Consider the following 12238-nt stretch of genomic DNA (forward strand, 5'->3'; position numbering starts at 1 on the left):
CCCGCGTCCGCGACGCGAGGTCGTAGCTGCGCGACAGCGCAGCCCGCGCGGCCGTCTCGATCCGCGCCCGCGCGGGCTTGGGCAGCAACCGCATCCCGTTCTCGACCCGGTCGCCCGCGAGGTTGACGATCCGCATCAGCCCCCGGCCCGCGCGCGCCTGCCGCGTGGCCAGCGCCGAGATTTCGGCGCGGATATCCTCGTCGAGCGGTTCGGCCGGGGTGTCGGGGTTGATCTCGCGCATGGGGGTGCTCATGCGCGCATAGTTGGGGTGCGGGACCGGAATTTCAATCCGGTCTCTTCTCCCGGGCCGGCGTGACTTCGCCCTCGATGCCGTCCCAGGCCCGCTCGCGCAGCGCGATGCCCAGCACCCGCTCGGGGTTGGTCGGCGGCGGCATGATCACGCCGTCGAGCCGCGCGAAACCAAAGCGGCCATAATAGGGCGCGTCGCCCACCAGCATCATGCGCGGATGGCCGAGCGCGCGCGCGCGCTCCAGCACCTCGAAGATCATCAGCCCGCCCAGCCCCTCGCCCTGCCGCGTCGGATGCACGGCGATCGGGCCGAGGAGCAGCGCCGCCGCATCGCCGATGCACACCGGCCATGTCCGGATCGCGCCCGCGGCCTCGCCCGCCCGCCCCCGCGCGACGAGGCACAGATCGGCCGCGGGCGGCACCCCGTCGCGCAGCCGGTAGGAGGAGAGCGCCTCGCGGCCGGGTGCGAAGCACAGGTCGTAGAGCGCCTCGACCTCGTGATGGTCGCCGGGCTGCTCTCGCGCGATCTCGGCCATGCGTCGTCCCTTTCCCCAGCGGCGATGGACGCCGCGCGCGCGGCCTAGCATGGCCGGGGGGCGGTGCAAACTCACCCCATCGCTGGACCCGCCCCGTCCCGCCCGCTAGGTCTTGGCGCGATCTAGGAGGAAACCCATGTTCTACCGCCCCGAGGACGGCCACGGCCTGCCGCACAACCCCTTCAATGCCATCGTCTCGCCCCGCCCCATCGCCTGGGTTTCGACGCGTGGGCCCGATGGCAGCGAAAACCTCGCGCCCTACTCCTTCTTCAACGCCGTGGCCTATGTCCCGCCGCAGGTGATGTTCGCCTCGACCTCGGCCAAGGAGGACCGGCCCTGGTCGAAGGATTCGATGTTCAACATCCGCGAGACGGGGCAGTTTTGCGTCAACATCGTCGAATACGCCGCGCGCGACGCGATGAACGCGACCTCGGGGCCATGGCCCAAGGAGGAGGACGAGTTCGCCTGCGCCGGCATCGACCGGGCCGAGTGCCAGACCATCGCCTGCTCGCGCGTGGCGAATGCCCCCGCCTCGCTCGAATGCCGGCTGGTGAAGATCGTGGATCTGGAAGGCGACCACAACTTCATGGCCATCGGCGAGGTGACGGGCGTGCACATGCGCGACGACTGCATCCGCGAGGGCCGCTTCGACGTCACCGCCTTCCAGCCGCTCGCACGGCTGGGCTACCGCGATTATTCCCGCGTGACCGAACTGTTCAGCCTGACCCGGCCGGGGCAGTGACGCCGGCACCGATCAGGGCCTGAACGAAAGAGGGGCGGCCCGGTGGGCCGCCCCTCTTTCGTTTCTCACCTGACGGCGCAGGCCCGTGTCTCAGTGCCCGCCGCCCAGCGCGCCGGGCTGCACGTCGTAATCGACCGCGACGCCGTAGGCGGGATCGTCGTCGCTCTCGACCACGAGCTGGCCCGCGCGGCGAAGGAGCGCGTGGCAGTCGGGCGACAGATGCCGCAGCACCAGCCGCTTGCCCGCCTTGGTGTAGCGATCGGCCATGGATTCGATCGCGGCCAGCGCCGACTGGTCGGCCACGCGGCTGTGCTCGAAATCGACGATCACGTGCTCGGGATCGGCCTCGACCTGGAACAGCTCGGAAAAGCCGTCGGCCGAGCCGAAGAAGAGCGGCCCCTGCACCTTGTAGACCTTGGCGCCGTCATCGGTGCGGAAGGTGCGCGCGCCGATCCGGGTGGCGTTCTGCCAGGCATAGGCCAGGGCCGAGACGATCACACCCGCGACGACGGCAGTGGCGAGGTCGGTCAGCACGGTGATCACCGTCACCAGCACGATTACCACGCTGTCGACCCGCGGCACCCGACGCATCACGCGGAAGGTGTTCCAGGCGAAGGTGCCGATCACGACCATGAACATCACCCCGACCAGTGCGGCGAGCGGGATCTGCTCGATCACCGGGGCGGCGAAGAGGATGAAGCACAACAGGAAGATCGCGGCGGAGGCCGCGGCGAGGCGCGTGCGTCCACCCGAGGAGACGTTGATCATCGACTGGCCGATCATCGCGCAGCCGCCCATGCCGCCGAAAAAGCCGGTGACGACGTTGGCGATGCCCTGGGCCACGCATTCCTGGCTCGCGCCGCCGCGCTTGCCGGTGATCTCGCTCACGAGGTTGAGCGTCAGCAGGCTCTCGATCAGGCCGATCGCGGCGAGGATCAGCGCATAGGGCAGGATGATGCCGAAGGTCTCGAAGTTCAGCGGCACCAGCGGGATCGAGAACTCGGGCAGCCCGCCCGAGATCTGCGCCAGATCGCCCACGCGCGGCACCGGCAGGCCGAAGCCGATCACCAGCGCCGCGACGATGCCGATCGCGGCGAGCGGCGCGGGGATCGCGCGGGTGAAACGCGGCATGACCCAGATGATGAACATGGTCAGCGCCACGAGCCCCAGCATCAGCACCAGCGGAAAGCCCGACAGGAAGCCGCCCGTGGACGGATCATGGAACTGTTCAAGCTGCGACAGGCCGATGACGATCGCGAGCCCGTTGACGAAGCCGAGCATCACCGGATGCGGCACGAGGCGCATGAACTTGCCCAGCCGGAAGACGCCCGCGAGCACCTGCAGGATGCCCATCAGCACCACGGTGGCAAAGAGGTATTCGACCCCGTGATCCGCCACGAGGCTGACCATGACGACCGCGAGCGCGCCGGTGGCGCCGGAGATCATGCCGGGCCGCCCGCCGATCAGCGCGGTGATGATGCCGACGAGAAAGGCGGCATAGAGACCGACCAGAGGGTTCACCCCGGCAACGAAGGCGAAGGCCACCGCCTCGGGCACGAGCGCGAGGGCCACGGTGAGGCCCGAGAGGATCTCGGTCTTGTAATCGGCGGCCGATCTCGGCAACGCCGGGGCGTTTTCGGAGGAAACGGCATCGGCCACCATGGCCAGGGGAGATCGGCTCATCGGCTCACTTTCGATTGCTGGGTCTTCGGGCTGCGGTGGCGGCATAGCCCAGCCGCGCGGCTGACGGAACCCGCAAACGCGCCGTTTCCCCGAATCGGGGTTCGCAACGCGCCACATGCGCATTATCAACGCGCCGCCCGCCCCCGGGCCCGAGACCAGAGACGCCCCGGCCCACGCGCCGCGCCCCCAGACAGGAGCCGTCATGGCCCATGTGACCGACTACATCCGCACGATCCCCGATTTCCCGCACGAGGGGATCATGTTTCGCGATGTCACCACGCTCTTCGCCGATCGCGACGGGTTGCGCCTTGCCATCGAGGGGCTGGTCGCGGCCTGCGAGGGGCTCGAGATCGACACCGTCGCGGGGCTGGAAGCGCGCGGCTTCATCCTGGGTGGCGCGCTGGCCGACCGGCTCGGCACCGGCTTCGTGCCGATCCGCAAGAAGGGCAAGCTGCCGGGAAAGACCATCGGCCAGTCCTACAAGCTCGAATACGGCGAGGCCGAGGTCGAGCTGCATGACGACGCGCTGCACGAGGGGCAGAAGGTGCTGCTGGTCGACGATCTTCTCGCCACTGGCGGCACCGCGGAGGCGGGCATCAAGCTGATCGAGCGCTTGGGTGCCAAAGTGGTGGCCTGTGCCTTCGTCATCGATCTTGAGGATCTTGGCGGTCGCAAGTTGCTCGAAGGGCTCGGGCACCGGGTCGAGGCACTCTGCGCCTATGCGGGCGACTGAGGCGCTTCATCCGCAGCAAGGCCCTCGGGATCGTCGGCGGGATTTGCGTATTTGAGGGAACATGAACCATGGGGCGCGCCTCCCTCGTTCATCTTTCTCCAAATACGCAAATCCGACCTCAGCCGCGCAGCACCGCACCGGGGTTGAGGATGCCGTTCGGATCGAGCGCAGCCTTGATCGCCCGCATCATGGTAAGCTTCACCGGATCGCCGTAGCGCTCCAGATCGCCGACCTTGAGCCGGCCGATCCCGTGCTCTGCGCTGACCGAGCCGCCGAAGGCATGGGCGAGGTCGTGGACGACCTCCTTCACCTTCGGCCTGATATCCTCGTAATCGCCCCGGTCGCGGCCCTCGGGCGGGAAGACGTTGTAATGCAGGTTGCCGTCGCCCAGATGGCCGAAGCAATTGATCCGCACCTCTCCCAGCGCCTGCAAGGCCGGGCCGCCCCGCGCGATGAAATCGGGCAGCGCCGAGAGCGGCACCGAGATGTCATGCGAGGAGATCGAGCCGATCCGGCGGTTGGCTTCCGGGATCGTCTCGCGGATTGCCCAGAGCGCCTCGGCCTGCGCCTGCGAGGAGGCGATGACGCCATCCTCGGAGATCCCCTGCTCCACCGCCGCCTCGAAGATCGCGGCGAGGCTGTCCTCCGGGGCGAGCCCTTCGGGCAGGCCCAGCTCCACCAGCACCATCCATTCGGGCAGCGGGTCGAGCGGCACCCGCGCCTCCAACCCCGCCTCGATCAGGAACTCCGGCCCCTGCCGGTGCATCAGCTCGAAGGCGGTGACATTGTCGCCCACGCGGTCGCGTGCCAGCGCCAGCAGGTCGAGCGCTGCGCGCGGCGAGGCCACCTGGAACAGCGCCGTGCCCGAGGCCGCGGGCACCGGTGCCATGCGCAGCGCGGCGGCGGTGATCACGCCGAGCGTGCCTTCGGCGCCGATCATGAGATCGCGCAGGTCGTAGCCGGTGTTGTCCTTGTAGAGCCGGGTCAGCCCGTGCCAGACCTCGCCCTGCGCCGTGACCACCTCGAGCCCGAGGCACTGGGCGCGGGCATTGCCGTAGCGCAGCACGTTGAGCCCGCCCGCGTTGGTCGCGAGCAGCCCGCCGATCCGGGCCGAGCCCTCGGAGGCGAGCGACAGCGGGAACATCCGCCCCGCCCCGCGCGCGGCCTGCTGCACATCGGCGAGGATCGCGCCCGCCTCGGCAACCATGACATTCTCGCTGGGATAGACATCCCTGATCGCATCCATTCGCGCCAGCGACAGGATCACCGGCGCCGCGCCGCCCTGCATCACCTGTCCGCCAACGAGGCCGGTGCCGCCGCCATGCGGCACCACGCCGATGCGCGCGGCGTGGCAGGCCTTGAGGATGGTCGCGACCTCCTCTGTCGAGCCCGGCGCAAGCAGCAGCCCCGCGCCCCGGTAGCGGCCGCGCGGCTCTTCGAGATGCTCCGGTCCGGCGGTGCGGAACGCCGCCTCGGGCAGCCTGTCTCGCAGCGTGTCGAGAAACTCTGGCGTGGCGGGGTTGAGCATGGCGGTCTCCTCGGGGGCCTTGTCGCGTCAGCCGGTCTCGGTGCGGCCACGCCTGTCGGCGCGCAGATTGGCGTAAAGCACGTGGTTGCGCCAGCGCCCGTCGATCTGCAGGTAGCTTTGCGCCACGCCCTCGTATTTGTAGCCGCAGCGTTCCAGCAATCGGCGCGAGGGCGTGTTCTCGGGCAGGCAGCCCGCCTCGATCCGGCTGAGATCCATTACGGTGAAGGCGTGGTGCACCAGCGCCTGCACCGCCTCGCGCATGTAACCCATCCGCGCGAAGGGCGCGCCGATCCAGTAGCCGGTGGTGCCGGCCTGTGCCGGGCCGCGGCGGATGTTGTCGAGCGTGATCGCGCCAAGGAGCATCTGGTCTTCGCGGCGGATCAGGAACAATGGCAGCGCGGTGTTCTGGCTGATCGAGCGCTGGGCCCAGTAGACGCGGTTGGTGAAGGCGCGCCGGGTCAGGTGATCGGGCGCCCAGGTCGGCTCCCACCGGGTGAGAAACGCGGCCGAATCCTCGCGCAGCGCCGCCCATGCGCGAAAATCGCCATGCGCGGGCGGGCGCAGCGTCAGCCGCTCGGTCTCGATCTGGACCCGCCGGCGCTGGCCCAGCATCAGGCGGCGAGCCTTTCCTTCAGCTCCGCCAGATGCGGTGCCTTTTCCGCCGGGCCGTAGAGGGCAAGCGCGCTGCCCGCCCCGCCCGCCGCATGGGCGGCGAAGGCGCGCACCGCCTCGACGGTGACGGCGTCGATCTTCTCGACCGCCTCCTCGACGCCCGGCACCCGGCCCCAGATCGCCAGCATCCGCGCCAGCCGCTCGGCCCGGTTCGACGGGCTTTCCAGCCCCATCAGCATCCCGGCCTTCATCTGCGCGCGGGCGCGGGCCACCTCGGCCTCGCTCATGTCGTCGGCGGCGCGCTTCATCTCGTCCATGGTGATCCGCGCCAGATCGCCAATCTCGTCGGCGGAGGTGCCGGCATAGATCGTGGTCATGCCGGTGTCCTCGTAGGCCCCGGCCTGCGCGAAGATGGTGTAGCACAACCCGCGATCCTCGCGCACCTTCTGGAACAGCCGCGAGGACATGCCGCCGCCGAGCGCGGTGGCGTAGATCTGCGCGGTGTAGATCGCCGGGTCGCGGTAGTCCGGCCCCTCGAGCGCCATGGCGAAATGCACCTGCTCCAATGGCTTGATGACCCGTTTCTCGCCACCCATGAAGCGCGCGGGCGGCTGGATCGGCGCGGTGACGCGCGGCGCGAGGCCGCCGAACAGCCGCTCCGCCATGGCCACGATCTCATCGTGGTCCACGTCGCCCGCGGCCGAGAGGATCAGCTGGCCGGGACCGTAGTGGGACCGCGTGAACTCCGCCAGATCGGCGCGGCTGAACTTCGCCACCCGCTCGGCGGGGCCGAGGATGGTCCGGCCCAGCGGCTGGTCGGGATAGGCCTCTTCCTGAAGCCAGTCGAAGATGATGTCGTCGGGCGTATCCAGCGCCTGGCCGATCTCCTGCAGGATCACGCCGCGCTCGACCTCGATCTCCTCTTCGGAAAAGACCGGATTCAAGAGGATGTCCGAGATCACGTCGAGCGCCAGAGGCACGTCCTGACCCAGCACGCGGGCGTAATAGGCGGTCATCTCGCGCGAGGTATAGGCGTTGATGTAGCCGCCCACGTCCTCGATCGCCTCGGCGATGGCGAGCGCGGAGCGCGTCTTGGTGCCCTTGAAGGCCATGTGTTCGAGGAAATGCGCGATGCCGTTCTGGTCGGCGGTCTCGTGGCGGCCACCGGCCAGCACCCAGATGCCGATCGCGGCGGATTTCAACCCCGGCATCCGCTCTGTGGCGATGCGAAAGCCGTTGGGAAGGGTGTGAAGCTGAACACTCACCGCGCGATCTTCTCCCGAATGACGGATTGCAGGGCGGCGAGGTCGTTGTCCACGCGCGTCACCCGCTCGGGCCGGTCATACAGCCCCGCCATGCGGGTTGGAAGGGGCGGCCGGATCGTCGTCGCGGCCTCGACCGCGTCGGGGAACTTCGCGGGATGCGCGGTGGCCAGCGTCACCATCGGGTTCTCGCCCATGTTCCCTTCGGCCACATGCACGCCCACGGCGGAATGCGGGCACAAGAGCTCGCCCGTCTCGGCATGGATGCGGCGGATCGTCTCGCGCGTCTCGTCTTCGGAGGCGCGGCCCGAGGCGAAGCCGTCGCGCAGCCGCCCGATCGCCCCCTGGCTCACCGCGAAGCCGCCATCGCGCTTGAGCTCGTCCATGAGCTGGGCCACCGCCGCGCCGTCGCGGCCGTAGGCGTCCCACAGGGCGCGCTCGAAGTTCGAGGAGACCTGGATGTCCATCGAGGGGCTGATCGTCGGGGTGACGCCCGACTTGCGATGCTCGCCGCTCTGGAGGGTGCGGTGCAGGATGTCGTTGCGGTTGGTGGCGATCACCAGCCTGCCGATGCTCAGCCCCATGCGGCGGGCGATGTCGCCTGCATAGATGTCGCCGAAATTGCCGGTGGGCACGGCAAAATCCACCTCGCGATGCGGCGCGCCGAGGCTTGTCGCGGCGGTGAAGTAGTAGACCACCTGCGCCAGCACCCGGCCCCAGTTGATCGAGTTCACGCCCGCCAGGCGCACCTCGTCGCGGAAGGCGAAATCGTTGAACATGTCCTTCAACGCGGCCTGGCAATCGTCGAAATCGCCGGTGACCGCGAGGGTGTGGACGTTGCTCTCCGAGGGGGTCGTCATCTGGCGACGCTGCACCTCCGAGATGCGCTCATGCGGGTAGAGGATGACCACGTCGACATTGGCCAGCCCGCGGAACGCCTCGATCGCGGCAGAGCCGGTGTCGCCCGAGGTGGCGCCGACGATGGTGATCCGCTCGCCCGAACGTTCGAGCGAGGCCTGGAACAGCTGGCCGATCAGCTGCATGGCGAAGTCCTTGAAGGCCAGCGTCGGCCCGTGGAACAGCTCCATGAGGTGATGGTTCGGACCGAGCTGCTTTAGGGGCGCGCGTGCAGGATGGGCGAAACCCGCATAGGCCTTGGCGATCAGCTCGCGGAATTCGTCATCGGTGAAGGCCTCGCCGATGAAGGGGCGCATGACGCGGAAGGCGACCTCCCCGTAGGGCAGACCCGCCATCGCCGCGATCTGGCCGCGGTCGAACATCGGCACGGTCTCGGGGACATAGAGCCCGCCGTCGCGGGCAAGACCGGTGAGCATGGCCTCTTCGAAGGAGAGGCTCGGGGCCTGGCCCCGGGTGGAGACGTAGCGCATGGATCTGTCCTTCGACGTCAGGAGGCGGGGCGGCGGCCGCGCCACAAGAAAAGACCGGTCATCACGGCCCAGACGAGGGCCAGGGAAAACCAGGTGATGGCGTAGCCGAGGTGGTCGTTCGGCACGGCGGCGCTGTCAAGCGGCATGGGGGTTGTTCCGACCTCGGGCGTGAGCCGCCGCGCCACGATCATCAAGGGTGCGGTGCCGAGCGCCGCCGCCATCGGCGCCACGTCGCGGGCATACCAGATGTTGGCCGGCATATCGGGGGCCGGGGTCCAGTCGTCGACCTCCTGCGGCCAGTGCAGGTTGCCGGTGACCATCACGTCAAGCGCGCCGCGACCGAGATCCTTGGCGCCGAGCGGCACGAAGCCCAGATCCACCATCACCCGCCGGCGGTCGGTGTCGAGCACGCCGATCACCCGGTAGCCCGGCCCGTCGGCGGCGCTGAGCACGTGCAGTTCCTCGCCCGTCAGCCGCCCTTGCGCGACCACGGGCAGGTAGCGCTGCGCCTGCGGGTCGGCGGTATCGAGACCCGAGAGCGGCACCGGCGCCGCGAGGATGCGCGCATCGAGATCGGCGAGGATCTCGGTCTTCCACGACAGGCGCTGCATCTGCCAGACACCCAGCCAGACGAGGATGGCGCATCCGACGAGGCCCATGAGCAGCGGTAGGATCGTTCGGCGCATGGTGTCTCCGGAAATGAAAAGGACGCGCGAGAGGCCCGCGCGTCCGTATCGGATGGGCCGTGATCGGTCGGGCGCGGGCGCCCTGCCCCGATCAGCTGCCCCAGACGTAGATCGCGAAGAACAGGAACAGCCAGACCACGTCGACGAAGTGCCAGTACCAGGCCGCCGCTTCGAAGCCGACGTGCTTTTCGGGCGTGAAATCGCCGCGCTGCAAGCGGATCAGGCAGACCGCGAGGAAGATCGTGCCGACGATCACGTGAAAGCCGTGAAAGCCCGTCGCCATGAAGAACACGCCGCCATAGACGTTGCCGCCGAAGGTGAAGGGCGCTTCCCAGTATTCCAGCGCCTGAAAGGCGGTGAAGATCAGGCCCAGGCCGATCGCGATGGCGAGGCCGTTGCGCATGTCCTTGCGGTTGTTCTCATGCACCAGCGCATGGTGCGCCCAGGTGGCGGCCGCGCCCGAGCACAGCAGGATCAGCGTGTTGATCAGCGGCAGGTGCCACGGGTCGAAGGTGGTGATCCCCTCGGGCGGCCAGGTGCCGTCGATCATCGGGCTTTGCGGGCCCATGGGATAGAGCGCGTTCTTGAAGAAGGCCCAGAACCACGCCACGAAGAACATGACTTCGGACATGATGAAGAAGATGAAGCCGTAGCGCAGGCCGATCCGCACCACCGGGGTGTGGTCGCCGATGCGGCTTTCGCCCACCACGTCGGCCCACCAGCCATACATGGTGTAGAGCACCGCCGCGAGGCCGATCAGGAACAGCCAGGGGCCGGAGCCGTGCATCCATGTGACCGCGCCAAACAGCATGAGGAAGGCGCCGATGGCGCTGATGAACGGCCAGATGGACGGGGCCAGGATGTGGTAGTCGTGGTTCTTCTCATGCGCCATTGCGTCAGTCCCTCGGGCCTTTCGTTCAGTTCTGCTCTATCGCCTGACCGGCGGTTCGTGTCAAAGACTCGTTGCCCGGCGCCAGTGCCGCCGTCTGCGTGTCTTCGGGAAGGTCGATCTCGTAGAAGGTATAGCTCAACGTGATCTCGTGGACATATTTCGCCTCGCGGTCCTCGACGATCTCGGGGTCCACGAAGAAGCTCACCGGCATCATCACCGTCTCGCCCGGCTGCAGCACCTGCTCGGTGAAGCAGAAGCATTCGATCTTCTCGAAATAGCCGCCCGCCGAATAGGGCGCGACGTTGTAGGCCGCCTGCCCCGCGACGGGCCGGTCGGTCGGGTTGTGCGCCTCGTAGAAGGCAAGCCCCGTCTCGCCGATGCGGATCTCCATCTCGCGCTCGACGGGCTTGAACTCCCACGGCATGCCGCGCTCGAGCGAGGCGTCGAAGCGCACGGTGATGGTCTGATCGAGCACGGTGTCCGAGCCCGCCTCGGCCACGGAAGTGACCCCGCCGAAGCCCGTGACCCGGCAGAACCAGTCGTAGAAGGGCACCGCCGCCCAGGCCAGAGCGCCCATCACGAGGACGACGCCGACGGTCTGCAGCGCGGTGCGGCGGATGCGGCGGTCCTGCTCGGCGCTCATTGTCCGGCCTCCCCGCCCTGCGGCACCAGCTGCGGCCGCGCGACATGGTCGAACTTCTCCAGCTCGACGATGCTGCCGAGGCTAAGCGTCTTGACCACAGTGAGGCCGAAGATCAGCGCCACGAAGGCGACGAGCAGCAGCCCGACCCCCCAGTTGCGGCCCCGGCGGCGGTGATGCAATTCATGTTCGACACGCATGGACATGTCTCCTTATGCCCCGACCAGCCCCGACAGGATCTGCCAGGAACCGCCCCAGGGACGCAGCGCCGCCTCGATCAGAAGCGCGCCGAAATGCAGGAAGAGATAGCCGAGCGAGATCTTGAAGACCTTCTTCTCGGCGGCATAGCCGTCGGCCTCGGCCTGCGCCTCGGTCCGGCGCAGCAGCTGCCAGGCCCCGCCGAGGAACTGCAGGTTCAGAACCAGCGCGACGGCAAGGTAGATCGGCCCGCCGATCGAGGTGAAACCGAGCCCCAGCGCCACCGGCACCAGCAGCACTGTGTAGGCGAGGATGTGACGGCGGGTGGAGCGGCGGCCATGCGTTTCGGTGAGCATCGGCACGCCCGCATCGCCGTAATCGGACTTCACGAACAGCGCCAGTGCCCAGAAATGCGGCGGCGTCCACATGAAGGTCAGCGCGAACATCAGCACGCTCTCGATCGCGATGTCGCCCGTGGCCGCGGCCCAGCCGATCATCGGGGGAAAGGCGCCCGCGGCACCGCCGATGACGATGTTCTGCGGCGTCGAACGCTTGAGCCACATGGTGTAGACGACGGCATAGAAGAAGATGGTGAAGGCCAGAAGCCCTGCGGCCAGGGGACCGGCTGCGAGGAACAGCACCACCACCGAGAAGCCCGACAGCGTGAGGCCCAGCGCCAGCGCATCGCCGGGCGTGGTCTTGCCCGACGGGATCGGGCGCGACTTGGTGCGCCGCATGATCGCGTCGATGTCGGCGTCCCACCACATGTTGAGCGCGCCGGACGCGCCGCCGCCCACGGCGATGCACAGCACCGCCACGAAGCCCAGGAAAGGATGCACCGGCACGGGCGCCACCACGAGACCCACCAATGCGGTGAAGACGACGAGCGACATCACCCGCGGCTTCAAGAGCGCGAAGTAGTCGCCAATGGAGGCTTCGGGCGCGCCCTTGTAGCGCAGGTCGGTCATGCTGGCATCGGTCATGCGGGCTCCCGTCCGGCGGTCATCATCCGCCGTCGCTGGTGGCGCGGTCGCGGGGGCGCGGCCCCCGGGCACGGTCGGGCGCTCCCGGCCGGTCGTCATGTCGGGC

Annotated in this window: 13 protein-coding genes and 1 pseudogene; 2 read left to right on the forward strand and 12 right to left on the reverse strand. The window is 68.5% G+C overall.

The annotated features are described in order from the left end of the window. Both NHG85_RS13895 and NHG85_RS13900 read right to left on the reverse strand, forming a co-directional pair. A pseudogene (locus NHG85_RS13895) lies at positions 1–253 on the reverse strand (EcsC family protein); the annotation flags it as partial. Positions 254–284: 31 nt separating this feature from the next. After that, on the reverse strand, positions 285–785 hold the full coding sequence (locus NHG85_RS13900; RefSeq protein ID WP_253333365.1) for a GNAT family N-acetyltransferase: 501 nt from the start codon (positions 783–785) through the stop codon (positions 285–287). 136 nt (positions 786–921) lie between these two features. Here NHG85_RS13900 and NHG85_RS13905 point away from each other — a divergent pair, with 136 nt between their 5' ends. Next, on the forward strand, positions 922–1527 hold the full coding sequence (locus NHG85_RS13905) for a flavin reductase family protein (RefSeq protein WP_253333366.1): 606 nt from the start codon (positions 922–924) through the stop codon (positions 1525–1527). A gap of 90 nt (positions 1528–1617) precedes the next feature. Here the strand turns inward: NHG85_RS13905 and NHG85_RS13910 are convergent, their stop codons facing one another. Further along, the gene (locus NHG85_RS13910; RefSeq protein WP_253333368.1) at positions 1618–3210 is read right to left on the reverse strand and encodes a SulP family inorganic anion transporter; all 1593 of its coding nucleotides are present in this window, start codon (positions 3208–3210) and stop codon (positions 1618–1620) included. 202 nt (positions 3211–3412) lie between these two features. Here NHG85_RS13910 and NHG85_RS13915 point away from each other — a divergent pair, with 202 nt between their 5' ends. Continuing rightward, positions 3413–3943, forward strand: coding sequence for an adenine phosphoribosyltransferase (locus NHG85_RS13915; RefSeq protein ID WP_253333370.1), 531 nt, complete (start codon positions 3413–3415; stop codon positions 3941–3943). Positions 3944–4061: 118 nt separating this feature from the next. Here NHG85_RS13915 and NHG85_RS13920 read toward each other — a convergent pair whose 3' ends face one another. The 9 genes from NHG85_RS13920 to cyoE all read right to left on the reverse strand — a co-directional run bounded on the left by NHG85_RS13920 (position 4062) and on the right by cyoE (position 12132). Beyond that, positions 4062–5471, reverse strand: a complete 1410-nt coding sequence (locus NHG85_RS13920) for an FAD-binding oxidoreductase (protein WP_253333371.1) — start codon at positions 5469–5471, stop codon at positions 4062–4064. A 27-nt stretch (positions 5472–5498) separates the two neighbouring features. Further along, positions 5499–6083, reverse strand: coding sequence for a GNAT family N-acetyltransferase (locus tag NHG85_RS13925; RefSeq protein WP_099274059.1), 585 nt, complete (start codon positions 6081–6083; stop codon positions 5499–5501). After that, positions 6083–7348: a M16 family metallopeptidase gene (locus NHG85_RS13930; RefSeq protein ID WP_253333373.1), complete on the reverse strand. Its 1266-nt coding sequence runs from the start codon at positions 7346–7348 to the stop codon at positions 6083–6085. Before NHG85_RS13930 ends, NHG85_RS13925 begins: the two co-directional genes overlap by 1 nt. Further along, positions 7345–8733, reverse strand: coding sequence for a threonine synthase (thrC, locus tag NHG85_RS13935; protein ID WP_253333375.1), 1389 nt, complete (start codon positions 8731–8733; stop codon positions 7345–7347). Before thrC ends, NHG85_RS13930 begins: the two co-directional genes overlap by 4 nt. 17 nt (positions 8734–8750) lie before the next feature. Then, the gene (locus NHG85_RS13940) at positions 8751–9419 is read right to left on the reverse strand and encodes an SURF1 family protein (RefSeq protein WP_253333377.1); all 669 of its coding nucleotides are present in this window, start codon (positions 9417–9419) and stop codon (positions 8751–8753) included. Positions 9420–9510: 91 nt separating this feature from the next. Next, positions 9511–10311: a cytochrome c oxidase subunit 3 gene (locus NHG85_RS13945; protein ID WP_253333379.1), complete on the reverse strand. Its 801-nt coding sequence runs from the start codon at positions 10309–10311 to the stop codon at positions 9511–9513. A gap of 25 nt (positions 10312–10336) precedes the next feature. Beyond that, positions 10337–10954 (reverse strand): cytochrome c oxidase assembly protein, encoded by a 618-nt coding sequence (locus NHG85_RS13950; RefSeq protein ID WP_253333381.1) that lies wholly within the window; start codon positions 10952–10954, stop codon positions 10337–10339. Further along, the gene (locus NHG85_RS13955) at positions 10951–11157 is read right to left on the reverse strand and encodes a cytochrome c oxidase system small membrane protein (RefSeq protein ID WP_253333383.1); all 207 of its coding nucleotides are present in this window, start codon (positions 11155–11157) and stop codon (positions 10951–10953) included. Before NHG85_RS13955 ends, NHG85_RS13950 begins: the two co-directional genes overlap by 4 nt. Before the next feature lie 6 nt (positions 11158–11163). Then, positions 11164–12132, reverse strand: a complete 969-nt coding sequence (gene cyoE, locus NHG85_RS13960) for a heme o synthase (protein WP_253333385.1) — start codon at positions 12130–12132, stop codon at positions 11164–11166. Positions 12133–12238: the final 106 nt, after the last annotated feature.

It is taken from the genome of Limimaricola litoreus (genome assembly GCF_024159025.1).
In the GTDB taxonomy this organism is placed as follows: Bacteria; Pseudomonadota; Alphaproteobacteria; order Rhodobacterales; family Rhodobacteraceae; genus Limimaricola; species Limimaricola litoreus.